Annotated in this window: 21 protein-coding genes; 9 read left to right on the top strand and 12 right to left on the bottom strand. The window is 71.9% G+C overall.

Features of this window, described 5'->3' with window-relative positions:
• Positions 1 to 403 precede the first annotated feature (403 nt).
• A complete protein-coding gene (ppdK, locus tag UW392_RS20330; protein WP_320776468.1) occupies positions 404 to 3,133 on the top strand; it encodes a pyruvate, phosphate dikinase in 2,730 nt (909 codons plus the stop codon).
• 342 nt (positions 3,134 to 3,475) lie between these two features.
• Here the strand turns inward: ppdK and UW392_RS20325 are convergent, their stop codons facing one another.
• Entirely contained in the window at positions 3,476 to 4,660 is a 1,185-nt protein-coding gene (locus UW392_RS20325) for a helix-turn-helix domain-containing protein (protein WP_320776467.1), read from the bottom strand.
• A gap of 354 nt (positions 4,661 to 5,014) precedes the next feature.
• On the opposite strand from UW392_RS20325, the gene UW392_RS20320 reads away from it, so the two are divergent.
• The 5 genes from UW392_RS20320 (at position 5,015) to UW392_RS20300 (ending at position 9,032) form a co-directional block, all read left to right on the top strand.
• Entirely contained in the window at positions 5,015 to 5,425 is a 411-nt protein-coding gene (locus UW392_RS20320) for a hypothetical protein (protein ID WP_320776466.1), read from the top strand.
• 86 nt (positions 5,426 to 5,511) lie between these two features.
• Positions 5,512 to 6,792, top strand: coding sequence for a hypothetical protein (locus tag UW392_RS20315; protein WP_320776465.1), 1,281 nt, complete (start codon positions 5,512 to 5,514; stop codon positions 6,790 to 6,792).
• Positions 6,789 to 7,379 (top strand): hypothetical protein, encoded by a 591-nt coding sequence (locus tag UW392_RS20310; RefSeq protein ID WP_320776464.1) that lies wholly within the window; start codon positions 6,789 to 6,791, stop codon positions 7,377 to 7,379. Before UW392_RS20315 ends, UW392_RS20310 begins: the two co-directional genes overlap by 4 nt.
• Positions 7,376 to 8,116: an ATP-binding cassette domain-containing protein gene (locus tag UW392_RS20305; RefSeq protein ID WP_320776463.1), complete on the top strand. Its 741-nt coding sequence runs from the start codon at positions 7,376 to 7,378 to the stop codon at positions 8,114 to 8,116. The genes UW392_RS20310 and UW392_RS20305 overlap by 4 nt, the downstream gene beginning before the upstream one ends.
• 64 nt (positions 8,117 to 8,180) lie before the next feature.
• Positions 8,181 to 9,032, top strand: coding sequence for an SDR family NAD(P)-dependent oxidoreductase (locus tag UW392_RS20300; protein WP_320776462.1), 852 nt, complete (start codon positions 8,181 to 8,183; stop codon positions 9,030 to 9,032).
• Between the two features lie 45 nt (positions 9,033 to 9,077).
• On the opposite strand, the gene UW392_RS20295 is transcribed toward UW392_RS20300, so the two are convergent.
• The 4 genes from UW392_RS20295 to UW392_RS20280 form a co-directional block, all read right to left on the bottom strand.
• Positions 9,078 to 10,019 (bottom strand): superoxide dismutase, encoded by a 942-nt coding sequence (locus UW392_RS20295; RefSeq protein ID WP_320776461.1) that lies wholly within the window; start codon positions 10,017 to 10,019, stop codon positions 9,078 to 9,080.
• A 118-nt stretch (positions 10,020 to 10,137) separates the two neighbouring features.
• Complete coding sequence (gene nirD, locus UW392_RS20290) at positions 10,138 to 10,500, bottom strand: nitrite reductase small subunit NirD (protein WP_320776460.1); 363 nt, start codon at positions 10,498 to 10,500, stop codon at positions 10,138 to 10,140.
• On the bottom strand, positions 10,497 to 13,082 hold the full coding sequence (gene nirB / locus UW392_RS20285) for a nitrite reductase large subunit NirB (protein ID WP_320776459.1): 2,586 nt from the start codon (positions 13,080 to 13,082) through the stop codon (positions 10,497 to 10,499). Before nirB ends, nirD begins: the two co-directional genes overlap by 4 nt.
• A complete protein-coding gene (locus tag UW392_RS20280) occupies positions 13,082 to 14,323 on the bottom strand; it encodes an NAD(P)/FAD-dependent oxidoreductase (RefSeq protein WP_320776458.1) in 1,242 nt (413 codons plus the stop codon). The genes nirB and UW392_RS20280 overlap by 1 nt, the downstream gene beginning before the upstream one ends.
• 119 nt (positions 14,324 to 14,442) lie before the next feature.
• Here UW392_RS20280 and UW392_RS20275 point away from each other — a divergent pair, with 119 nt between their 5' ends.
• A complete protein-coding gene (locus UW392_RS20275) occupies positions 14,443 to 15,225 on the top strand; it encodes a sulfite exporter TauE/SafE family protein (RefSeq protein ID WP_320776457.1) in 783 nt (260 codons plus the stop codon).
• Between the two features lie 22 nt (positions 15,226 to 15,247).
• Here the strand turns inward: UW392_RS20275 and UW392_RS20270 are convergent, their stop codons facing one another.
• Positions 15,248 to 15,871, bottom strand: a complete 624-nt coding sequence (locus UW392_RS20270; protein ID WP_320776456.1) for a class F sortase — start codon at positions 15,869 to 15,871, stop codon at positions 15,248 to 15,250.
• A 117-nt stretch (positions 15,872 to 15,988) separates the two neighbouring features.
• Positions 15,989 to 16,522: a hypothetical protein gene (locus tag UW392_RS20265; RefSeq protein WP_320776455.1), complete on the bottom strand. Its 534-nt coding sequence runs from the start codon at positions 16,520 to 16,522 to the stop codon at positions 15,989 to 15,991.
• A gap of 142 nt (positions 16,523 to 16,664) precedes the next feature.
• Between UW392_RS20265 and UW392_RS20260 the strand changes: the two genes are divergently transcribed.
• On the top strand, positions 16,665 to 17,246 hold the full coding sequence (locus UW392_RS20260; protein ID WP_320776454.1) for an NAD(P)H-dependent oxidoreductase: 582 nt from the start codon (positions 16,665 to 16,667) through the stop codon (positions 17,244 to 17,246).
• Positions 17,247 to 17,264: 18 nt separating this feature from the next.
• Here UW392_RS20260 and UW392_RS20255 read toward each other — a convergent pair whose 3' ends face one another.
• The 5 genes from UW392_RS20255 to UW392_RS20235 form a co-directional block, all read right to left on the bottom strand.
• The gene (locus tag UW392_RS20255) at positions 17,265 to 17,735 is read right to left on the bottom strand and encodes a GNAT family N-acetyltransferase (protein WP_320776453.1); all 471 of its coding nucleotides are present in this window, start codon (positions 17,733 to 17,735) and stop codon (positions 17,265 to 17,267) included.
• 29 nt (positions 17,736 to 17,764) lie between these two features.
• Positions 17,765 to 17,950 (bottom strand): DUF397 domain-containing protein, encoded by a 186-nt coding sequence (locus UW392_RS20250; protein WP_320776452.1) that lies wholly within the window; start codon positions 17,948 to 17,950, stop codon positions 17,765 to 17,767.
• A 3-nt stretch (positions 17,951 to 17,953) separates the two neighbouring features.
• Complete coding sequence (locus UW392_RS20245; protein WP_320776451.1) at positions 17,954 to 18,832, bottom strand: helix-turn-helix transcriptional regulator; 879 nt, start codon at positions 18,830 to 18,832, stop codon at positions 17,954 to 17,956.
• A 498-nt stretch (positions 18,833 to 19,330) separates the two neighbouring features.
• Positions 19,331 to 21,421, bottom strand: coding sequence for a molybdopterin oxidoreductase family protein (locus UW392_RS20240; protein WP_320776450.1), 2,091 nt, complete (start codon positions 21,419 to 21,421; stop codon positions 19,331 to 19,333).
• A gap of 102 nt (positions 21,422 to 21,523) precedes the next feature.
• The gene (locus tag UW392_RS20235; protein WP_320776449.1) at positions 21,524 to 22,210 is read right to left on the bottom strand and encodes a vancomycin high temperature exclusion protein; all 687 of its coding nucleotides are present in this window, start codon (positions 22,208 to 22,210) and stop codon (positions 21,524 to 21,526) included.
• 208 nt (positions 22,211 to 22,418) lie between these two features.
• On the opposite strand from UW392_RS20235, the gene UW392_RS20230 reads away from it, so the two are divergent.
• The gene (locus UW392_RS20230) at positions 22,419 to 23,168 is read left to right on the top strand and encodes a sirohydrochlorin chelatase (protein ID WP_320776448.1); all 750 of its coding nucleotides are present in this window, start codon (positions 22,419 to 22,421) and stop codon (positions 23,166 to 23,168) included.
• The last annotated feature ends 127 nt before the right edge of the window (positions 23,169 to 23,295 follow it).

Here is a 23,295-nt window from a genome sequence, read left to right as displayed (position 1 = left end):
CGGTGTTTCCGTCCCGAGGCGGCGTCCGCATGGTGGAACCCGGGCGGCTGTGGCAGCGTGATTCTCGCCACCTCTGATTAGGGTTCCGCTCAGATGAGCGGATCTTGAGCGACTGCACTTCTCCAAGGGGTGGCACTGAGTGCCACCCCTTGATCGTTCATCGATCGAACTCAGACGTGACAAATGGCGCTCATGTGAGCGAAAAATGGTGCCCGGAGTGATGATCGCCTTAAAGAAGTGAACACATGATCGGCCACATGCTTGCCAACCCTTGACTTTCGATCCGCTGGCGGACGAACGGTTACGGGCGCATGACGCGCAAGTGGACGTACCCAGGCGCCTTTGATCTGGGTACATTCCTCGCCGTCAGGGCAGCCACCGCGTCCTCGAGGAGTCGAGACCCGTGTCGGAAAACAAAGATCCCCAGGATCCCCAGGTAGCGAAGTTCGTTTACGACTTCACCGAGGGCAACAAGGACCTCAAGGACCTGCTCGGCGGCAAGGGCGCCAACCTCGCGGAGATGACCAACCTCGGCCTCCCGGTCCCGCCCGGCTTCACCATCACCACCGAGGCGTGCAGGACCTACCTCGACAGCGGCGAGGAGCCGGCGGCACTGCGTGACGAGGTGAGTGCGCACCTCGACGCCCTGGAAGCGCGGATGGGCAAGGAGCTCGGCCGGCCCGACGACCCGCTGCTGGTCTCGGTCCGCTCCGGCGCCAAGTTCTCCATGCCCGGCATGATGGACACGGTCCTGAACATCGGTCTCTCCGACAGGTCCGTGCAGGGCCTCGCCAAGCAGGCCGGCGACGAGCGGTTCGCCTGGGACTCCTACCGCCGTCTCATCCAGATGTTCGGCAAGACCGTCCTCGGCGTCGACGGCGACCTCTTCGAGGACGCGCTGGAGAAGGCCAAGGACGCGAAGAAGGTCACGGTCGACACCGAGCTGGCCGCCGCCGACCTGAAGAAGCTGGTCGCCACCTTCAAGAAGATCGTCAAGAAGGAGGCGGGGCGGGACTTCCCGCAGGACCCGCGCGAGCAGATGGACCTCGCCGTCAAGGCGGTCTTCGACTCGTGGAACGGCGACCGCGCCAAGCTCTACCGCCGTCAGGAGCGCATCCCCCACGACCTCGGCACGGCCGTCAACATCTGCTCGATGGTCTTCGGCAACCTCGGCCCCGACTCCGGCACGGGCGTCGCGTTCACCCGCGACCCCGCCTCCGGCCACCAGGGCGTGTACGGCGACTACCTCCAGAACGCCCAGGGCGAGGACGTCGTCGCCGGCATCCGCAACACGGTCCCCCTCGCCGAGCTGGAGTCCATCGACAAGAAGTCGTACGACCAGCTGATGCAGATCATGGAGACCCTGGAGAACCACTACAAGGATCTCTGCGACATCGAGTTCACCATCGAGCGCGGCCGGCTGTGGATGCTCCAGACCCGCGTCGGCAAGCGCACGGCGGGCGCGGCCTTCCGCATCGCCACCCAACTCGTCGACCAGGGCCTGATCGACGAGGCCGAGGCGCTCACCCGCGTCAACGGCGCCCAGCTCGCCCAGCTGATGTTCCCCCGCTTCGACGAGACGGCCAAGGTGGAGCAGGCCGGCCGGGGCATCGCCGCCTCGCCCGGCGCGGCGGTCGGCAAGGCCGTCTTCGACTCGTACACCGCCGTCAAGTGGTCCCGGTCCGGCGAGAAGGTCATCCTGATCCGCCGCGAGACCAACCCCGACGACCTCGACGGCATGATCGCCGCGGAGGGCATCCTCACCTCACGCGGCGGCAAGACCTCCCACGCGGCCGTCGTGGCGCGCGGCATGGGCAAGACCTGTGTCTGCGGCGCGGAGGAGCTGGAGGTCGACACCAAGCGCCGCCGCATGATCGTGCCCGGCGGGCAGGTCGTCGAGGAGGGCGACGTCGTCTCCATCGACGGCTCCTCCGGCAAGGTCTACCTGGGCGAGGTCCCGGTCGTGCCGTCCCCGGTCGTGGAGTACTTCGAGGGCCGGATGCACCCGGGCGCCGACGACGCCGACGAACTGGTCGAGGCCGTCCACCGGATGATGGCGTTCGCCGACCGCAAGCGCCGGCTGCGGGTGCGCGCCAACGCCGACAACGCCGAGGACGCGCTGCGCGCCCGCCGCTTCGGCGCCCAGGGCATCGGCCTGTGCCGCACCGAGCACATGTTCCTCGGCGACCGCCGCGAGCTGGTCGAGCGGCTGATCCTCGCCGACACGCAGGCCGAACGCGAGGAGTCCCTGAAGGAACTCCTCCCCCTCCAGAAGCAGGACTTCGTCCAGCTCTTCGAGTCGATGGACGGCCTCCCGGTCACCGTCCGCCTGCTCGACCCGCCGCTGCACGAGTTTCTCCCCGACATCACCGAACTCTCGGTCCGCGTCGCCCTCGCCGAGTCCCGCCAGGAGCCGCACGAGAACGAACTGCGGCTCCTCCAGGCCGTCCACCGGCTCCACGAGCAGAACCCGATGCTGGGCCTGCGCGGCGTGCGTCTCGGCCTGGTCATCCCCGGCCTGTTCACCATGCAGGTCCGGGCGATCGCCGAGGCCGCGGCGTCCCGCAAGGCCGCCAAGGGCGACCCGCGCGCCGAGATCATGATCCCGCTGGTCGGCACCGTGCAGGAGCTGGAACTCGTCCGCGACGAGGCCGACCAGGTCATCGCCGAGGTCGAGGCGGCCACCGGCACCAAGCTCAAACTGTCCATCGGCACGATGATCGAGCTGCCCCGGGCCGCGCTGACCGCAGGCCAGATCGCCGAGGCCGCCGAGTTCTTCTCCTTCGGCACCAACGACCTCACCCAGACGGTCTGGGGCTTCAGCCGCGACGACGTCGAGGCGTCGTTCTTCACGGCCTACCTGGAGAAGGGCATCTTCGGCGTCAGCCCCTTCGAGACCATCGACAAGGACGGCGTCGGCTCCCTCGTGGCCGCCGCGGCGCAGGCCGGCCGCGCCACCCGCCCCGACCTCAAGCTCGGCGTCTGCGGCGAGCACGGCGGCGACCCCGAGTCGGTCCACTTCTTCCACGAGGTGGGACTCGACTACGTCTCCTGCTCGCCGTTCCGCATCCCCGTGGCCCGCCTGGAGGCCGGCCGCGCCGCGGTCCGGTCGGCGGGCAGCGACCACCGCTGAGGCGGTTCACGGGGAGGGGGCGGCACCCGTGCGGGGGTGCCGCCCCCTCAGACACCGCGGACAGGAGCACGGCGGGAAGTCGGAGGGCGGCGGCGGACACTCCCGCACGGACAGGACACTGACCGTGCCGCGGTCCTCCACGAGGGCCCCCGTCCGGGTCACCGTGTAGACCCGCAGGGTCATCCGGGTCCCGGGTTCCGGCGGCGCTGTACCGTTCGTCATTTCGGCGCTCCTTCGCGACGGCGACGATGTACAGGAATGATGACCCGCAGTGAGGCTCTGAACACTCACAGTTCTGTGAGTGTTCAACCGCCCGTGGTGTTGACGCCCCCGGGGCGGCCCCTACAGCCCCACCCAGGTCGCCATGTGGTGCAGCGAGTCGGGCGTACGGCGGGACAGCTGGAGCAGTCCCGTGATCGTCTCCCGGGCCGCCGGGTGGTACCGGGTCTGCACCGGGGCCAGCCGCCGCGCCTCCGCCAGCGACCGCAGCGCCCCCTCGGTGTGCCCGGTCTCCGTCTCGGTGCGGGCCCGGTCGACGAGGAAGTGCGCCCGCCGCGACACGGCCAGCCCGGCCGGCAGCCGCAGCGCCCGCGCCTGGGTGAGCGCCTCGTCGTACCGGCGCATCTCCACGGCGGCGGACATCTCGTGCAGCGCCACGTTGGCCGGGCCGAAGCTCAGCCAGTGCACGTCCGAGGCGTCCCCGACGCGCCCGGCGAGGGCACGGGCCTCCGCCAGATGCAGGTGCGCGGCCGTCTTGTCGTCCGCGCGCGCCGCGATCACCGACGCCCCCAGGTGCAGCTGCCCGGTGACGGCCAGGGTCTCCCGCGACTCACCGGCCTGCCCGACGAGACGGTGCCCCGACGCGATGAGCAGCCGCCCGGTGCGGTACTCGCCCTCACGGAAGCAGGTCAGCGCCCGCATGTACTGGCGGACGGCGGCCAGGCACGGGTCGGAGGCCCGCTGCGCCGCCCAGTCCATCCGGTCCAGCGCCACCGTGGCCAGGTCGTAGTAGCCGAGCTTCACGGTGATGTCGTACGCGGTGCGGTACGTCGACGCCAGTGCCCGCCACAGCGCGGTGGACGGCGCCGACCAGGCCGTGTGGGTCAGCTCGGCGATCAGACCCGGCAGGGCGCGGGCCACGTTGCGCAGCCGGGTCGCCCGCACCTCGGCGCAGAGCCGGTCCGCCTCGGCGACGAGCAGCTCGGGCGGCCGTACCGTCAGCTCCGCGTCGGGCCCGAGGTCGTACAGGTCCAGCGACTCGCGGATCGGCCGGACGAGCCCGGCGAGCCGGTCCCGCCGCAGCTCCGCGAGGTAGGGCTGGCCCGTCAGGACCGTCACGTCGATCCGCAGCGCGCGGGCCGCGGCGGCCACGAAGTCGGCGGTGGCCGGCCGGGCACCGCACTCGACCTGGTTGAGCAGGCTGTACGAGTACGGCATCTGATCCGCGAGCTGACGCTGCGTCAGCCGGGCCAGCCTGCGCTGTTCCTTGATACGGGTACCGGTGTGGTCGCCGTCCAGCGGGGGCATGGGCTCTCCCTTCCGAGCGGGCCACTCGGGACAGTACCCACTCCCGTGGTACCCCGAGCTCGGGCCGCGACCGAAGCCGTCGGCCCCGGGTGCGCCCGCCGGGCAACCGGCGCGGGGCCTCCGTGCGAAGGCCGGGGGAAACGGACGTACGGCCGAAGGCTGAGGCGAACCGCAGGGGGGCGACCGACGTGCGCCTCCTTGTTCCGGGCCGGTGTGCGGTGTCGGTCCGACGGTGATCACTTCAAGCCAAGATCGAAGAAATCGCCGAGGTGTTCGATCAAGTGCGGCTACGATCCCGGCAGTTCATCTTGCGGTCACCGATCAGGCGACTGCTCTTTAATCCCGGGGGGGATCATGAACAGGCTTCGTAGTGCCGTGGTACTCGGTGTCACCGCTGCCGTCACACTGGCGGGGACACCTGCGTTCGCGAACTGGCAGAGTTCTATCTCCAGTTGGACGGACGGTAACGAGTCCCGTAACTGGGACGATGAAAGCTACTCGGAAGTACGCTTCAAGGGCTGCACCGCGCAGTACGGCAGCGAAAAGGTGACGGTGAAGCTTTGGCGAGCCATCGACTTCTACCCTGACGACTCCCAGGGAACTCACACGTTCACCAACTGCTACAGCGGCTCTTCCGCGGTGAGCGCTGGCGAGTGGACCGGTCTGGCCAGCGGGTCCTACTACTTCGAGACCTCGACGGTCGGAGACGGCGGCGGACTGCTCGACGTGTCGGTCGTCTATGTCGACACCACGAAGGCCGACTAGTCGCTTAAGCCGTCACCGCCTACGGCGCCGGGCTCACCGAGTGTGCCCGGCGCCTTCTTCCTGTCCGTTTCCGAGGAGACAGTGGTTTGCGACTCCTGACCGTTCTGCGCACCAGCAGCGCCATGTGGGCGGCGCCGGTCGCCCTGATGCTGCCGGTGTTCTATTTCATCGTCGGGCATGGCGATCTGGAGGCGTACCACGGCTATGCGCCCTCGGTCGTTTCCCACACGCTCCTGCCCGACTACTCGTTCGCGTACGCGGTCGTGTCCGGTCTCTCTGCCTGGGAGAGCGGGCGGCTGGTCCTGGCCCGTGTGTGGGAGTCCGCCGCCGCGCGGTCCCGCTACCGCATAGCCCTGGATGTCCTGGCGCCGGTCGTGGTCTTGGGCTGGCTCATGCTGCTTCTGCCCGTGGCCATGGCTCTGATCGTCGCGCACAGCGCGCCCACTCCCGCCGCCTTGCGCCCGCTCGCCCTCGCGCTGCTTATGTGTGTCGCACACGCCGTGATCGGATTCGGCATAGGGCTACGTGTGGCGCGTTTCGTGGCCGTACCGCTGCTGCTCGTCATCGTCTGGGTGCTCACGGCGTTCTCCGTGACCTATGACGAGATGTGGCCGCGCCATCTCTCCGGCAGGTACCCGATGGGCCTTGAGTTCGGTGAGGTCACCAGCATGATCTCCCTGGTCCCGCACATCCTGCTCACCGGCGGCTTAGCTCTGGGAGTGGCATTGTTGTGGAGCCGCCGCGCCACGGCCGTCCTCCGCTCCACACTCGCGGCCGTCATCGCCGTGGGTGGCATCTGGGGCGCGTACGCGATGGTCCACGACTGGGGCCACAACGCTCCCGTGCTCACCAGGCAGGCCCCCATGACCTGCGTCGGAACGGCCCCTCGGCTCTGCATGCCCTCCGCCACCGCGCAGAACATCATGGAGACTCGTGAGCAGGCCGCCTCCGTTCTCGAACGGCTACGGGGCGCGGGCGTCGAACCGATTCCCACGCTTGTCACCGACACATTGCAGGACGGTGGAACAACAGGGGCACTCACCTCCACAACCCTGCGCATTCCGCTGACCGAGGCGGTGGAGACCGGAACGGTCCGCTCTCGCGTGCTGAACGGCACCGTGCGTTTCTCCTGCGCACGGCCCGATGCGAGTGATGCTTATGCCGTGTACATGTGGGCGTCCGAAGTCACCGGCCAGGGCGACATCTATCGGTCCCGTCTGACCTCGGCGGCAACATCCGACGCGAAGGCCGAGGCCGCCGTCGACCTGGCCGCCGGTACGGTGAGTGACATCCGGAAGAAGTCGACAGCCGACCAGTCCCGCTGGTACGCGCGTACCCTCGCCCATGCCTGCGAGCAGTCCGGATGAGATTCTGGGTGCGCGCCCGCCGCGCCGTGCTGATCCTCTCCGTCTCGTTGCTCGCGCTGTTCGTCCTGACGCTGCTCACCCAGAACACGTCGGTCAGCCTGCCCAGCATCGTCTCCGGCACCACAGCCAGTGTGGTTCTGTCGATGTTCGTTCCTCTGGTGGCCGTCTCCGGGCTGCTGGGTTGCCTCGACTCCCGCCTTCCAGCCGCTGAGGCGTCCGGCGTGAGACCGGTCGCTCTCCTGGACGCGGCATTGTCGGCCGGCACCGTGGTGGCGGCTTCCGCGGCCGGCCTCGGTGCCGCGCTGCTGATCGGAGATCGGGACGTGGCGACGGTCGGCCGTAACACGGCGTTCCTGGTGGGCGTCGCGTTGCTGGCCCGTGCCTTCTTCGGCCAGAAGGCCGCCCTCGTCCCGGTCGCGTGGCTGATGACTGTTGTCTTCCTGGGTTTTCGCAGCAGGCTGGATCCGTACCCATGGACCATCCTCCCGGAGCCGATCGGCGCACCGCACGCGGCCGCGGGATCCGCTCTCGCGTTCCTCGTGGGGATCGCCGCCCAGTTGATCATTTCGACGAGGAAACTGCCATGACTCTGGAACTGGACTCCTGCACCTATGCCTACGGTCGGCGCAAGCGGCCGATCCTGAGCGACTTCTCCTACCGTCTGCCCGATGGGCTCACCATCCTGCTCGGGCCCAACGGTGCCGGTAAGTCGACCTTGTTGAGGCTCGCCGCCGGAGTCGCCTCCCCGCGCGTCGGCACTATCTCCTCCGACGGACTGCCCGCCCGGAGCAAGGCCTACCGTCGGAGTGTCGCCTGGATGCCGCAGGACATCACCGCCATGCCGTCCCTGACAGCTCGCGAGTACGTCGCGTACCTGGGCTGGCTCAAGGGCATGAGTCGTGGGGCCGCGTGGTCACAGGCGCGGCGGGCCTTGCAGCGAGTGGAACTGACCGACAAGGCCAACACGAAGACCTCGCAGCTCTCCGGCGGTCAGCTACGACGTGTCGGGGTGGCGGGTGCCCTCGTCCATGAGGCGAAGACACTGCTCCTCGACGAGCCCACCGCGGGGATGGACCCGCACCAGCGCCGTGTTTTCCGGGACATCCTGAACAGCGTCACGGACGGCGTACGGGTGCTGATGTCGACGCATGACGTCGGCGACCTGGCCGAAGAGGCGGACAACGTCACAGTGCTCCACGGAGGCCGCGTCCTGCATACCGGCCCGACCGAGACATTCCTGGCCTACACCCCGGTCGGCACAGCGGCGGGCCGAGCGGCCGAGGGCGCCTACAGTTCCTTGCTTGCCCTCTACGGAGCGGACTGACCGTCGGCCGGATGGCGGGCGTACCGTGGAACGCGTCCACGACCCTGCCAGAGGGAGCACGGGCATGGCCGGCTGGAGTGTGCGGGACATTCCCGACCAGAACGGCCGGGTCGCCGTCGTCACCGGGGCCGACGGCGGGCTCGGCTACCTCGCCGCCCGCGAACTCGCCCGCCGCGGCGCCCGGCTGGTGCTCGCCTGCCGCAGCGAGAGGCGGGGGAACGCCGCCGTGACCCGGCTGGCCGCCGAGGTGCCGGGCGCCCGGGCGGAGCTGCGCCGCCTCGACCTCGCCGACCTGGCGTCCGTACGGCAGTTCGCGGAGGGACTGCCGTACGCCCGGGTCGGACTGCTGGTCAACAGCGCCGGGGTGACGGCGGCTCCCCGGGGCACCACCACCGCCGACGGCTACGAGACCCACTTCGGCGTCAACCACCTCGGGCACTTCGCCCTCACCGGCCTGCTGCTGCCCGCCCTCGTCGCCGGGCCCGGCGCCCGCGTCGTCACCGTCTCCAGCCAGCTGCACCTGCTGGCCGACGTCGACCTCAGCGGCAGGGTCCGCGCCCGCCGCTCCGGCCGCTGGACCGCCTGTGCCCGCTCCAGGTCCGCCAACCTGCTCTTCACCCACGAACTGGCCCGCCGGCTGGCCCTCAACGGCACGCCCGTCGTGGCCGTCGCCGCGCACCCCGGCTGCCGGGTCCCGGCCCGCCCGCCCGAGGCGCGGGTCCTGCCGGTGCTGTACGCCGCGACCACCCCCGGCATCCGCCCGGACTCCTACACCGGTCCGTCCCGCGCCCCGCGCGGCGGCGCGCCCGTCCCCTCCTGGCGGGCGCCCCGCACCCGTGACGACGCGACGGCGGAGCGGCTGTGGGCCGCCTCCGAGCGGATGACGGGGGTGGCGTACGAGGTGCTCAAACGGTGAGCGCGGCGCCGCAGCCCCCGCGCCGGACACCGCTCGGAGCGGTGCTCAGAGCGGTACCGCCACCGCGTCGAACGTCGTTTCCGGGGTCTGCGGGCTGGTGAAGCGGGCGTTGACGAGGTACAGCCGGTCCCGGTACCGCGCGACGGTGGCCGGCACGTCGAACCGCGGGTCGGTGATGGTGCGGCGCAGCGTGGCGGTGGTGACCCGGCGGTCCAGCTCCCAGACGCTTACCAGGTTCAGCCGGTTCTGCACGACGTACAGGGTGCGGCCGACGCGGAGCAGGCCGTCGCCGTTGAGCACGTCGGCCGCGCCGGCGAGGGCGATGCGGCGGGCCGCCCCGGTGCGCAGATCGACGTGGTACAGCTCGCCCGGCGTGCTCTTGACGACGATCAGTCCGTCGCCGTCGGGGGTGCCGACGACGCCGTTGGCGTTGTTGACGTCCGGGGTCTGCTCCCAGTCGCCGGTCAGCTCCAGCGCGCGGACGGTGCCGCGCCGGCCGCGCGGGACGCCGTACAGGACGGGGCCGCGCGAGTCGGTGAACCAGGCGCGGTCGCCGAGGAGCACCACGTCGTTGACGAAGTGGCCGGTCGCCTCGGTGAGCGTGTGCGTGGCGCGCGGCGCGCCGGAGCGCGCGTCGATGATCCGGGCCGTTCCGCCGCCGCCCCCGGCGACGTAGAGAAGGCCGTCGCGGTCGTCCACCTTCAGCCCGACGGCGACCAGGCCGGTGGCGCCCCGGTGCAGGACCGTGCCGCGGCCGGTGCGCAGGTCGGTGCGGTAGACCGAGCCGTCGGCGCGGGAGCCCAGGTAGGCGTACGGCTCGCGGCCGATGGCGATGCCCTCGGGGAGCCAGCCGTCGGGCAGCGGGAACTCGGTGGGCCAGCCGCCCGTGGTCGCGGCCCGCGCGGTCCCGGCGGCCGCGACGAGGGCCGCGGCGGCGGCCGAGCCGAGCACCGCGCGCCGGGACGGCCGGGAAGGGTTCGACGTCATGGTTCGCCTCCGTAGGGGGACGGGCGTGTGTGACGTGAGCGTGCTCAGTCAAGCGCGCGTCCCGGGCGAACTCGACGGGCCGGACCGACCCGACAGGAAACCGACAGGGGCCGCCAGGCTAGGGCAGCACGGCCTCCGCCCGTACCTCGTACGCCCGCACCCGCACCGACTCGTCGTCCAGACACTGCCCGGAGGCCAGGTCGAAGCGCTGCTTGAGCAGCGGGGAGGCGACGAACGGGCGGCCCCGGTGGGTGCCGGTCAGCCCCCGGGAGAGGACGCCGGCGCCGGTGAAGGGGTCGCGGTTGTCGATGGCGTACAGGGCGCCGCCCCGGTCGCGGAAGACGGCCGCCTGGCCGCCGTCGGGGAGCAGGGCCGCCACGCCGCGGCCGGGGAGCAGCCGGTCCAGGCCGCAGACCGTGAACCAGTCGTCGGTCAGGCGCAGCTGGACCACGACGTCGGTCGTCTCGGGTGCCAGGGTCATCGCTGAGAGCTTCCTTCCAGGGGACGGCGGCCGATGTTCAGCAGCGGCAGGTCGGGCTTCATCTGGTCGCGCTCGGGGACGAAGCCGACGACCGGGTCGGGGGTGTCCGGCGCGTTGACGAAGGACACGAACCGGGCGAGCTTCTCGGGGTCGTTGATGGTCTCGGCCCACTCGTCGCGGTAGTGCGCGACGTGCGCCCGCATCAGCGCCTCCAGCTCGTCGCAGATGCCGAGCGAGTCGTGGACGACGACGTCCCGGACGTGGTCGAGGCCGCCGGGGACGCGGTCCAGCCAGGCGGCGGTGCGCTCCAGCTTGTCGGCGGTGCGGATGTAGAACATCAGGAACCGGTCGATGAGGCGGACCAGTTCGGCGTCGGACAGGTCCTGCGCGAGCAGGTCGGCGTGGCGCGGGGTGGCGCCGCCGTTGCCGCCGACGTACAGGTTCCAGCCGTTGGACGTGGCGATGATCCCGAAGTCCTTCGACTGGGCCTCGGCGCACTCCCGGGCGCAGCCCGACACCGCCGACTTCAGCTTGTGCGGGGAGCGCAGCCCCCGGTAGCGCAGCTCCAGGTCGATCGCCATCCGCACCGAGTCCTGCACGCCGTACCGGCACCAGGTCTGCCCCACACAGGACTTCACCGTGCGCAGCGACTTGCCGTACGCGTGTCCCGACTCGAACCCGGCGTCCACCAGCCGGGTCCAGATCGACGGGAGCTGCTCGACGCGGGCGCCGAACATGTCGATCCGCTGACCGCCGGTGATCTTCGTGTAGAGCCCGAAGTCCCGGGCGATCTCCCCGATGACGATGAGCTTCTCGGGTGCGATCTCCCCGCCGGGGATGCGCGGCACCACGGAGTACGAGCCGTTGCGCTGGAGGTTGGCGAGGAAGTGGTCGTTGGTGTCCTGGAGCGCCGCCTGCTCGCCGTCCAGGACGTAACCGCTCGCGCCGATCGCCGGGGCGAGGGAGGCGATGACCGAGCCGACCGCCGGCTTGCACACCTCGCAGCCGTCGCCGCCCCGGGCCTCCTCGCGGCCGTGTCCGTCGAGCAGCTCCCGGTAGGAGGTGATCCGCAGGGCGTGCACGATCTCGTACAGCTCCTCGCGGGTCTGCGCGAAGCAGCCGCACAGGCCCTTGTCGACCTCGACGCCGCTCGCCTCCAGCTCGGCGGTGACGAGCTGCCCGAGCACCTTCACGCAACTGCCGCATCCGGTACCGGCCTTGGTGCACTTCTTCACCTCCGGCACGGTCGTGCAGGAGTGCTCGGTGACCGCGCCGCGGATGGTGCCCTTGGTGACGTTGTGGCAGGAGCAGATCACCGCGTCGTCGGGGAGCGCGGACGGCCCGAGCTGCGCCGGGGCGCCCGCGCCGGCGGGCAGCACGAGCGACTCCGGCGAGACGGGCGGCACCGAGCCGGTGAACGCCTTCAGCGTGCCGTACGCCTCCGCGTCGCCGACCAGGATGCCGCCGAGCAGCGTGCCGTCCCGGCCGATGACCAGCTTCTTGTAGAGCCCGGCGCGGGAGTCCGAGTAGACGACGTCCAGGCAGTCCTCCGCCGTCCCGTGCGCGTCACCGAAGGACGCCACGTCCACGCCGAGCAGCTTCAGCTTGGTGGAGAGGTCGGCGCCGGTGAACGCCGCCTCGTCCTCGGCGATCGTCGCGGCGACGGTCAGCGCCTGCTCGTACCCCGGCGCGACCAGCCCGTACACCCGCCCGTCGGCCGCCAGCGCGCACTCGCCGATCGCGAACACGTGCGGGTCGGTGACGGTCCGGCACTGCTCGTCGACGCTGATGCCGCCCCGCTCGCCGACCGTGAGCCCGCACTCCCGGGCGAGCTGGTCACGGGGCCGCACCCCGGCGCTGAACACGACGAGGTCGGTCGCCAGTTCCGACCCGTCGGACAGCTTCATCCCGGCGACGGCACCGGAGCCGTCGGTGACGATCTCCTGCGTACCGACGCCCGTGTGGACGCTCAGCCCCATCTCCTCGATGGTGCGCAGCAGCGCCGCGCCGCCGCCGTCGTCGACCTGCACCGGCATCAGCCGGGGCGCGAACTCCACGATGTGCGAGGTGAGGCCGAGCCCCTTCAGCGCGCCCGCCGCCTCCAGGCCGAGCAGTCCGCCGCCGACCACCGCGCCGGTCGTCGCGTTCTTCGCGTACTCCTCGATGGCGAGGAGGTCCTCGATGGTCCGGTACACGAAGCAGCCCTCGGCGTCCTTGCCGGGCACCGGCGGCACGAACGGGTACGACCCGGTGGCCAGCACCAGGACGTCGTACCCGAAGACCGCGCCGGAGCGGGCGGTCACCTTCCGCGCCTCCCGGTCGACACCGACGGCCGGGTCACCGACGTACAGCTCGATGCCGTGCTCCTCGATGAACGCGAGGTCCGTCATCGACAGCTCCTCGGGCGTCCGCCCGGAGAAGTACGAGGTGAGCTGCACGCGGTCGTAGGCCGGACGCGGCTCCTCGCAGAGCACGACCACGCGGTGCGTGGCGGTCAGGCCGCGCTCGGCCAGCGCCTCCAGGAAACGCTGGCCGACCATGCCGTGGCCGACGAGCACGATGGTCGCCTTCTCCGTGGACATCAGGAGCCTCCGTCGTTGGTGAGCAGGTGGAGCAGGGGGCCGCCGTCGGACGGGAGCGGCTCTGCTCCCTCCCAGGCGCGCGCCAGCGCGCCGACGGTGCCGAGTTCGCCGACCAGCACCCCGCCGACCAGCCGGTCGTCGCGGACGACGACCTTGCGGTACGTGCCCCGGGTGGCGTCGGCGAGCTGCACGACGTCGTCGCCGGGCCGGGGGTCGGTCTCGCCGAACGCGGCGAGGTCGAAGGGGGCGAGGTCGAAGGGGGAGTCCGGCCCGGCGCGTCCCGCGAGGGTGAGCCGGGTCAGGGAGCGGGTGCCGGTGTAGCGGGCGCCGGGCCGCCCGGCCAGCGCCTCGGCGAGCGCGCCGGCCTGTTCCAGCGCGGGGGCGGCGAGCCCGTACACCGTGCCGTCGTGCCGCGCGCAGTCCCCGATGGCGCGGATGTGCGGATCGGACGTCCGCAGCTCGTCATCGACGACGACACCCCCGCGTACGGTGAGACCCGCGGCCTCGGCGAGCCCCGTCCGCGGCCGGACGCCGCACGCGAGGACCACCAGGTCGGCGTCGAGCGCGTACCCGTCGGCCAGCTCGACCGACCGGACGGCACCCCCGACGCAGCGCACGTCCCGTACCCGGCACTCGGTGTGCACCTCGACGCCCAGGCCGGTCAGGTGGCGCCGGACCAGCTCGGAGGCGGCCGGGTCGAGCTGCCGCTCCATCAGCCGTTCCGCCTGCTGGGCGAGGACCACCTGGGCGCCGCGCCCGGCCAGCGCGCGGGCGGCGGAGACTCCGAGGAGCCCGCCGCCGATGACGACGGCCCGCGTGCCCGGCCGGACCGCCGCGGACAGCGCGAGGCAGTCGTCGAGGGTACGGAAGGAGTGGACGCCCTCGGGCAGTTCACCGCCGCCGCCGAAGAGTCCGCGCAGCGGCGGCAGCACGGCGTTGGACCCGGTCGCCAGGACCAGCGTGTCGTATGCGATCTCCGGGCCGTCGGCGCGGGTGACGGTCCGCGCGGCGCGGTCGATGCCGGTGACCCGGCCGCGGACCAGCCCGGCGGGCTCCGGCAGCGCGATCACGTCGGCGCCGTACCGCCCGGCCAGCACCTCGGCGAGCAGCACCCGGTTGTACGGGCGGTGCGCCTCCTCGCCGATCAGCACCGCGGGCGTGCCCAGCTCCCCGAGCCGTCGGGTGAGCGTCACACCCGCGAGGCCGGCGCCGATCACCACCACACGCGTCTTCGAGGTCATGCCATTGAGCGTGCGGTGCGGGTGTTACCCGACCGCATCACGTTCGTTTCCCGTGGGGAACGCTGCCCTCAGCACCGGCGGTCCGGGGTTGTGAGGCGACGCGGGTTATCGTCATGATCATGCCCGACATATCGCTGCTGACCATCGCCCTGCTCTGCCTGGCGGCCCTCGCCGCCGGCTGGATCGACGCCGTGGTCGGCGGCGGCGGCCTGCTGCTCCTGCCCGTCCTCCTCCTCGGCCTCCCCGCGGGCACCCCGGCCGCGCACGCGCTCGGCACCAACAAGGCGGTGGCGATCGTGGGCACCACCGGCGCCGCGGTGACCTACGCGCGCAGGGCCCCGGTGGACGTCCGCACCGCCGTCCGCATCGGCCTGGCGGCCCTCGCCGGCTCCTCCGCCGGGGCCTTCTTCGCCGCCGGTATGAGCACGGAGGTCCTCAAGCCGGTCATCATGGTGGTGCTGCTGGCGGTCGCCGCGTTCGTCATCCTGCGCCCGTCCTTCGGCACGGCCCCCGCGACCGGCCCGGTCACGCGCCGCCGCGTCTGGGCGGCCATCGGCCTGGCCGGCCTCGGCATCGGCTTCTACGACGGTCTGATCGGCCCCGGCACCGGAACCTTCCTCGTCCTGGCGCTCACCGCCGTCCTCCACCTCGACCTGGTGACCGCCTCCGCCACCGCGAAGATCGTCAACTGCTGCACCAACGCGGGCGCGCTCGCCACCTTCGCCTGGCAGGGCGCGGTCCTGTGGCAGCTCGCCGCGCTGATGGCGGTCTTCAACCTGGCGGGCGGCATGCTCGGCGCGCACACGGCCCTGAAGAAGGGCAGCGGCTTCGTCCGGGTCGTCCTGCTGACCGTCGTCTTCGCGCTGGTGGCGAACCTGGCGTACGAGCAGTGGCTGGCGTGACCTGCCGACGGTCCGCCGTGATCTATCGGAGGTCCCCCGTGAGGTGGGCGAAGACGACGACGTTGCCCTTGTACCCGGTGCCCCGCTCGTAGCCGCCCCCGCAGGTGATGACCCGCAGCTCGGGCCGGGAGGCCGCCCCGTACACCTTCTCGTCGGGGAATTCCTTCGCGTCGTACACCTCGACCCGGTCCACGGTGAAGACGGCGACCCCGCCGTCCCGCCGGTCCACCTCTATCCGGGCGCCCCTCCTCAGCGCGCCCAGCCGGTAGAAGACCGCCGGTCCCTCGGCGTTGTCGACGTGCCCGGCGACGATCGCGGTACCGGTCTCGCCGGGGGTGGTGCCGGCCTCGTACCAGCCGGCGAGGTTGTCGTTCTCGGCGGGCGGTACGTCGAGGCTGCCGCCGGCGGTGAGGCCCAGCCCGGTCAGCGGGGCGCTGACGCCGATCGCGGGGATGCGGACGCGGTCGGGCGGGGAGGGCGGCAGCGCGGGGACGGCCTTCCGGCCGTCGTCACCCTGGGCGCGGGCCTCGGCGGCGGCGGGCTGCGGCGGGGGCCCCGTCCCGGTGCCGTCACCGAGCAGCCATGCCCCGCACGCCAGGGCGCCCACGGTGACCCCGGCTATGACGGTGTTGCCCACCTTGCGCATGACGGCCCCTCTCCTTCGCGTCCTTCGGCCCCGGGCCCCCTCCGGGCCGCGAGGGGCGTCGGACCCGGAGGGGGTGGGGAAGTGCGGTACCGGCCGGCGGGCAGCGGAGGGTGCCCGTCAGATCCCGTCGCCTCTCGCCCGGCGATGCAGGAGCCAGGTACCGCCCGCGGCGGCGACGGCGAGAGCCGCCACACCGGCCGCGGTCTGCACGGGGTCGGGACCGAGCGCGCCGCCGACCCCCGTCTTCACGCTTCCGCGCGGGGCCACGTGCGCGGCCGACGACAGGGTGACCACCAGGTCCCCCGTCACCCGTCGCCCGTTCCCGGCGCAGGTCGCGACGATCTCGTACGTGCCCGGCTGCGCGCCCGGCGGCACCCGGAACTGCCCGGTGGCGACGGTGCCGCCGTCCTCGGGCGTCAGGGTGAACGAACCGGCGCCCACGGCACTGGCGTCCCCGGCCGCCGTGCCGCTCTCCCCGCACGCCGTCGTGTCCACCGCCGCCGGGTCGCCCGGCGCGACCGACACGGGCCGCAGCAGCAGCGCACCGGACGGGTCGCCGTCCTCACCGCCGTACGCGGGCGCCGCGACGACGAGACCGGCGGCGGCCGCGGCGAGTGCGGTACCGGTCAGCAGGCGGGCGGTACGTCGCATGGTGCTCCTTCGAGCCGATCGAGCCGTTCGGTGACCCCTGCCCTTCCGAGGAAAGTGGCACGGGGCGCGGCCCGCTCCCTGGAAGGGGGTGAACGGGTGACCGCTTGACCTCAAGCAAGGTTGAGGAGCGAGGCTGCCGGGCATGGAAACGAAGCCCGCTCCCCTCTCCGTGTCCCTGCTGATCGGCAGCAACCGCCAGGGCCGGTTCGGCCCCGTCGTCGCCGACTGGCTCCTCACCCACCTCCGCGCCCGCGCGGACCTGACCACCCGGGTGGTGGACGTGGCGACGGCCGCCCTGCCCACGGACATGTCCCGGACCCCGGAGACGGCGGCGGCCCTGCGGCGGATGGACCTGGGGGCCGCCGACGCGTACGTCGTCCTCACTCCGGAGTACAACCACTCCTTCCCGGCGGCCCTGAAGAACGTCATCGACTGGCACTACACCGAGTGGCGCGCCAAGCCGGTCGCTCTCGTCACGTACGGCGGCCTGGCGGGCGGCCTCCGCGCGGCGGAACACCTCCGGCAGGTCTTCGCGGAACTGCACGCGGTGACGGTGCGGGACACGGTGTCCTTCCACGGGGCGGGGGCGGCGTTCGACGACGCGGGCGCGCTCAGGGACCCTTCGGGCCCGGACGCCGCGGCGAAGGTGATGCTGGACCAACTGGTGTGGTGGGGGGAGACCCTGCGGGAGGGGAAGGAGCGGCGCCCGTACGAGGCGGGGTGAGCGAGGAGACGGGTCCCCTCACCCCAGCGAGAGGTGCACGATGTCGATCTCCTGGCCCCGGGCCTGTGCCCAGGAACGCCCGTGCCCCGTCACGACGAAGCCGGACTTCTCCAGTACGCGGAGGGAGCCGGCGTTGTCGGCGGCGGCGGTGGCCAGCAGCGGCCGGCTGTCCTCCAGCCCGATCAGCGCGGCGAGCGCCCGCGAGGCGACGCCCCGCCCCCAGTGCGGGCGCCCGACGACGTAGGAGACCTCCCGCTCGCAGGACGGCCCGTTCACGGCGGCGTACCCGGCCACGGCACCGTCGGAGAGGACGGTCCGCAGCAGCACGGAGGGATCGGCCCTGACCCGGGCCCAGTACTGGTCGAAGTGACCGCGGTCGTAGTGGTACTTCCTGGTGGCGGCGGCCATGTACTGGAACCGCGGGTCGGTCAGGTACTCCCAGAAGACGGGCAGGTCGCTGTCCCGGGTCTCACGCAGGGATATCGCCATGGACGCATCATCGGCGACGGCCACGCCGGTCACACCCGGTTCTCACGAAGCGCCAGGCCGAACGCCGCCCAGGCGGTACTCCGGAGACGGAGCACGGGGCCGGTGGGGTTCTTGGAGTCCCGTATCGCGACGGTGGGCGGATTGTTGGTGGCTATCTCGACGCACTCGCGTTCAGGATCGCTGTAACTGGACTTGTGGAAGCGGAAGTCGGGCATGGGTCACAAGTCCTTGTGGAGTCGTCGGAGGAGCGAGACGGAGTCGCGTTCGCTGTGGGAGCGTGCAGCCAACGCCTCGAACAGTGCGTCGTGGGCGGCCGCGCGAGGGCCGCCCTCGATCCATAGGCGCGTATAGGGGATCTCGACGTAGACGATGTCCATGGCGCCCGGTTCGGCGAACGAGATGACGTTGAACGAGCCGTTGAGCCCTGTGTGCGGGCCCGCGCTGAAGGGATAGACCAGCAGCGTGATGTTCGGGCGCTCGGCCATCTGTACGAGGTGATCGATCTGCCCGCGAGCGATATCGATGCCGCCGGGAAGGTTGTGCAGCACAGCCTCGTACATCACCGTTCGTAGAGTGAACGACGTGCCGTTGTCGAGCCGCCGTTGCCGCGCGAGCCGCGCCGCCAAGAACTCTTCGTCCTCCTGCGGAGTTGTCACCGTCAGGCCGGTCCGCAAGGAACGCATGTAGTCCGGTGTCTGGAGCAAGCCCGGCACGAAAGCCGGTTGCCACGCCTTCACGGCAGTGGCTCCGCTCTCCAGGGCCGCGTACTCGTGCATGTCGCCCAAAGTGGAGTAGTTGTCCCACCAGCCCTTGGCCTTGCGTCGTTCCCGGTCGGCCTTGGCCAACTCCAGCAGGAGGGCGACATCGCCCGATTCGCGTACGCCGTACAGCTCGCACAGTGCTCGGATGTCCGGGTCCCGCACCGGTACCCATCCGCGCTCCATCTTCGTCACCTTGGTGAGCGAGGAACTGAGTGCCTTGGCCGCGTCGGTCTGCGTCAGCCCGGCAGTGGTGCGCAGCCTGAGCAACTCGCCGCCCAGTCGGCGCCCCAGAACTGAAGAGGTGCTGTTGCCCATCATCGGCTGGCTGGTGGCCACGTCGTGTTCCTCCCCGGCGGCGGTGCGGTGTCAGTTTCGCGGGTCCGTCATCCGGCGTGCAACTCGTCCGGATTAATTTATCCAGGATGAACTTGTAGTGATCTCCGCGTGCTTCTTACCGTCAGTGACGCACCACTCGCAGCGAACACCGCCTGAAACAGGCGCTGTTTGCCATGCCCGGAGGTCAGCGCCATGCCCACCCCCGAAGAACCCCTCCAGCACGACCGCCTCGACTACACCCCGCTCCCCAGAAGCGTCAGCCTCGCCCGGCGCCGCGCGCACCGCCTCGTCACCGAGTGGGGGCATGCCGAACTCGCCCCGGACGCCGCCCTCCTCGTCTCCGAGCTCGGCGGCAACGCCGTCCTGCACGGCTGTCTGCGTGATCGCCTTTTCCGTGTTGAGATCAGCCTGTACCGGCAGTACCTGCGTGTCGCGGTCTCCGACCCCAGGGGAGAAGTGTTGCCCCAGCCGACACCCGCGGCCGGCCCTGAACCACCGTCAGGCCCGCACGCGCACGGCCTCCAACCGGACCGCACACACCTTGAACTCCGGCATCCGCGACGTCGGGTCGAGCGCCGGGTTGGTCAGGACGTTCGCGCGGCCCTCGCCCGGCCAGTGGAACGGCATGAAGACCGTGTCCGGGCGGATGGCGGTCGTGATGCGGGCCGGGGCCACCGCGCGGCCCCGGCGGGAGACGACCGCCAGCGGGTCGCCCTCCGACGCGCCCAGGCGGGCCGCCAGCCGGGGGTGCAGTTCGACGAAGGGGCCGGGCGCGGCGGCGTTCAGCTCCGCCACCCGGCGGGTCTGGGCGCCCGACTGGTACTGGGCGACGACCCGGCCGGTGGTCAGCAGCACCGGGTACTCCGTATCCGGCTCCTCCGCCGACGGCCGGTGCGAGACCGGTACGAAACGGGCCCTGCCGTCTCCCGTCGCGAAGCGTTCGAGGAACAGGCGGGGCGTGCCCGGATGCGCTGCCTCCGATTCCGAGGAGGGGCACGGCCAGAACACCCCGCCCTCCTCCGCCAGCCGCCCGTAGTCGATACCGGAGTAATCCGCGATCCCGCCCGCGCTCGCCCGGCGCAGCTCCTCGAAGACCTCCTCCGGGTCGGCCGGGAAGCCCTTCTCCACGCCGAGCCGGTCGGCCAGTTCCCGCAGGACGAACAGGTCGCTGCGGACGCCCGCTGGAGGCGTGATCGCCTGGCGTCGCAGCAGTACCCGGCCCTCCAGGCTGGTCGTCGTCCCCGTCTCCTCCGCCCACTGCGTCACCGGCAGCACCACGTCCGCCAGCGCCGCCGTCTCGGAGAGTACGACGTCGCACACGGCCAGGAAGTCCAGGGAGCGCAGCCGCCGCTCCACATGCGCCGCGCGCGGTGCCGACACCACCGGGTTCGAACCCATCAGCAGCAGGGACCTCACGTCCGACCCCAGCGCGTCCAGCAGTTCGTAGGCGCTGCGGCCCGGACCCGGCAGCGAGTCCGGGTCCACGCCCCACACCTCCGCCACATGGCGCCGCGCCTCCGGGTCCGTCAGCTTGCGGTAGCCCGGCAACTGGTCGGCCTTCTGACCGTGTTCGCGGCCGCCCTGACCGTTGCCCTGACCGGTGAGGCAGCCATAGCCGGACAACGGCCGGCCCGCCCGGCCCGTCGCCAGACACAGGTTGATCCACGCGCCCACCGTGTCCGTGCCCTTGGCCTGCTGCTCGGGGCCGCGCGCGGTGAGCACCATCGCCGCCTCCGGCTCGCAGAACAGCCGTACCGTCTCGCGGAGCTGTGGCACGGACACACCCGTGATCCGCTCCACCTGCTCCGGCCAGTGCGCCATCGCCGCCGCCCGCGCCTCCTCCCAGCCGGCCGTGCGCTCCCGTACGTACTCCTCGTCCACCCGACCCTCGGCCACCACCAGGTGCAGCAGGCCCAGGGCGAGCGCGAGGTCGGTTCCCGGGCGGGGCGCCAGGTGCAGGTCCGCCTGTTCCGCCGTCTTCGTGCGGCGCGGATCGATCACGATCAGCGTGCCGCCGTTCTCGCGCAGCTCGGTGAAGTAGCGGAGCGACGGCGGCATCGTCTCCGCCGGGTTCGAGCCGACCAGAATCACGCAACCGGTCTTCGGGATGTCCTCCAAGGGGAAGGGGAGCCCCCGGTCCAGGCCGAACGCCTTCGTCCCGGCCGCCGCCGCCGACGACATGCAGAACCGCCCGTTGTAGTCGATCTGCGACGTGCCGAGCACGACCCGCGCGAACTTCCCGAGCGCGTACGCCTTCTCGTTGGTCAGCCCGCCCCCGCCGAAGACGCCCACCGCGTCCGGCCCGTGCGCGTCGCGTACGCGCGTGAGGTTCCCGGCGATCCGGTCCAGCGCCTCCTCCCACGAGGCCGGCACCAGCTCACCGCCCTCCCGGACCAGCGGCGACGTCAGCCGCACCCGCGACGACAGCACCGCCGGCGCCGTCCGGCCCTTGCCGCACAGCGCACCCCGGTTCACGGGAAAGTCCGGGCGCTCCACCACCTCCACCGTCCCGTCGGCGGCGGGCGTCAGGTTCATCCCGCACTGCAGGGCGCAGTACGGGCAGTGCGTGGGCGTGACGGAGTTCGGCATACACCCCACGGTGCGTCCCCCGTGTTACGCGGCCGGGCGTCCTCCGTTACGCGACCGGCACGGCCACCTCCCCGCCGCCCCGCCCCCATCGTGAGGTGCACTTCACCCGGCAGTCGCCAGCGCCTTCCGTACCCCCGCCTCCTCAGGCCCCAGGAAGTGCGGGTCCGGCTCGAAGACGACGTCCAGGGCCGCCTTGCCCGCCGCGAGGATCTCCCGTACGCCGCCGTAGTACCAGGTCAGATCATGTGTGTCGGCGACCCCTACGCCGTACGACGTCACCCCCGCCGCCTCGCAGAGCGCCACCGCCCGCCGGATGTGGAAACCCTGGCTGATCAGGACGGCCCGGTCGACGCCGAAGATCTTCTTCGCGCGGACGCAGGAGTCCCAGGTGTCGAAGCCCGCGTAGTCGCTGACGATCCGGTCGTCCGGGACGCCGTGCCGCACCAGGTAGGCGCGCATCGCGTCCGGCTCGTCGTACTCCTCGCGGCTGTTGTCCCCGGTGACGAGAACGACCCGCACGCGATCCGCCCGGTACAGCTCCGCCGCCGCGTCCAGGCGGTGCGCCAGGTACGGGGACGGCTCGCCGTCCCACAGTCCCGCGCCGAACACCACCGCCACGTCGGTACGCGGAACACCGTCCGCCTCCCGCAGCCGGTCACCCGTCGACAGCCGCAGCCACGTCGCCGGCAGCAGCGCCAGCACGCACACCGCCATCACCACCCGCGTCAGCCGCCGCCACCCGGCGCGGGTGCGCGGCAGGCGCGGCCGCCCCCACCTCCAGTGACGCATCGGACTCCTCTCCCACGCGGTTCGTCCCCAGTGACGCCGGAACGGCCCGTACGGTTCACCGGTCCCGGCGGGACACGGCGAGGGACGCGGGGAAGGACACGGCGAGGGACGCGGCTCACACCCCCGCCCGCCCCGCCGTGATCCGCCCGAAAACACCCGTGACCCCCGTGCAACGGCCAGGCAACCTCCCCGGGCGACGATCGGAGCCATGACGACGACACTCCGCTCCCTCCCCGACCCGCGGCACGACCCGGCCCTGGTCGTCGTCGCCCACGGCAGCCGCGACCCGCGTGCCCTGAGCACCGTGCGGGCCCTGCTGGACCGGGTACGGGCCGCGCGCCCCGGTCTCCGCGTCCGCCTCGGCCACATTGAGCTGAACGAACCCCTGCTGCCGGACACCCTCGCCGCCCTCGGCGACACCGACGCCGTCCTCGTCCCGCTCCTCCTCAGCCGCGGCTACCACGTCAAGCGGGACATCCCCGAGCTGGCCGCCGCCTCGCCCGTACGGGCCCGGATCGCCGCCCCGCTCGGCCCGCATCCGCTGCTCGTGGACGCCCTGCACGGCCGTCTGGCCGAAGCGGGCTGGCGGCGCCGCCGGGGCGACGCGGTCGTGCTGGCCGCCGCCGGGTCCCGCGACCCGGAGTCCGCCGTCGACACCGGCCGCACCGCCCGGCTCCTCGCGGCCCGCCTCGGCGTCCCCGTCGTCCCCGCCTACGCCTCGACGGCCGCGCCGACCGTCCCGGAGGCGGTCGCCGCCCTGACGGCGGCGGGTCACGACCGGGTGGCCGTCGCGTCGTACTTCACGGCCCCTGGCCGCTTCGCCACGGAGACGGCGGCCGCCGCCCCCTGGATCGCCGCGCAGCCTCTGGGCACACACCCCGCGATGGCCCGCCTGCTCCTCCACCGCTACGACGAGGCCCGCAGCACGGCGCCCCTCAGGGCCGTGGCCATGGCGTGATCGAGTGAACAAGTGTTCGCGATAACGCGATAACGGGGGAGTTCACATGCGCGCCTGGTGCGCGCGTCGAGAATCACCAGGCCGTTCTCGGCCGTACACGGGTGGTGCCGCGGGACTCTCCGTCAGG

It is taken from the genome of Streptomyces sp. CRN 30, assembly GCF_034105845.1.
This window is presented reverse-complemented; position numbering and strand designations above follow the sequence as displayed.

Coding starts and splice junctions, on each gene's coding strand:
- UW392_RS20300 (WP_320776462.1), top strand. CDS start 8,181: ATGGCCGGCTGGAGTGTGCGGGACATTCCCGACCAGAACGGCCGGGTC.
- UW392_RS20260 (WP_320776454.1), top strand. CDS start 16,665: ATGGAAACGAAGCCCGCTCCCCTCTCCGTGTCCCTGCTGATCGGCAGC.
- UW392_RS20305 (WP_320776463.1), top strand. CDS start 7,376: ATGACTCTGGAACTGGACTCCTGCACCTATGCCTACGGTCGGCGCAAG.
- UW392_RS20270 (WP_320776456.1), bottom strand. CDS start 15,871: ATGCGCAAGGTGGGCAACACCGTCATAGCCGGGGTCACCGTGGGCGCC.
- UW392_RS20275 (WP_320776457.1), top strand. CDS start 14,443: ATGCCCGACATATCGCTGCTGACCATCGCCCTGCTCTGCCTGGCGGCC.
- UW392_RS20280 (WP_320776458.1), bottom strand. CDS start 14,323: ATGACCTCGAAGACGCGTGTGGTGGTGATCGGCGCCGGCCTCGCGGGT.
- UW392_RS20240 (WP_320776450.1), bottom strand. CDS start 21,421: ATGCCGAACTCCGTCACGCCCACGCACTGCCCGTACTGCGCCCTGCAG.
- nirB (WP_320776459.1), bottom strand. CDS start 13,082: ATGTCCACGGAGAAGGCGACCATCGTGCTCGTCGGCCACGGCATGGTC.
- UW392_RS20255 (WP_320776453.1), bottom strand. CDS start 17,735: ATGGCGATATCCCTGCGTGAGACCCGGGACAGCGACCTGCCCGTCTTC.
- UW392_RS20295 (WP_320776461.1), bottom strand. CDS start 10,019: ATGACGTCGAACCCTTCCCGGCCGTCCCGGCGCGCGGTGCTCGGCTCG.
- UW392_RS20230 (WP_320776448.1), top strand. CDS start 22,419: ATGACGACGACACTCCGCTCCCTCCCCGACCCGCGGCACGACCCGGCC.
- UW392_RS20250 (WP_320776452.1), bottom strand. CDS start 17,950: ATGCCCGACTTCCGCTTCCACAAGTCCAGTTACAGCGATCCTGAACGC.
- UW392_RS20310 (WP_320776464.1), top strand. CDS start 6,789: ATGAGATTCTGGGTGCGCGCCCGCCGCGCCGTGCTGATCCTCTCCGTC.
- UW392_RS20265 (WP_320776455.1), bottom strand. CDS start 16,522: ATGCGACGTACCGCCCGCCTGCTGACCGGTACCGCACTCGCCGCGGCC.
- UW392_RS20320 (WP_320776466.1), top strand. CDS start 5,015: ATGAACAGGCTTCGTAGTGCCGTGGTACTCGGTGTCACCGCTGCCGTC.
- nirD (WP_320776460.1), bottom strand. CDS start 10,500: ATGACCCTGGCACCCGAGACGACCGACGTCGTGGTCCAGCTGCGCCTG.
- UW392_RS20325 (WP_320776467.1), bottom strand. CDS start 4,660: ATGCCCCCGCTGGACGGCGACCACACCGGTACCCGTATCAAGGAACAG.
- UW392_RS20235 (WP_320776449.1), bottom strand. CDS start 22,210: ATGCGTCACTGGAGGTGGGGGCGGCCGCGCCTGCCGCGCACCCGCGCC.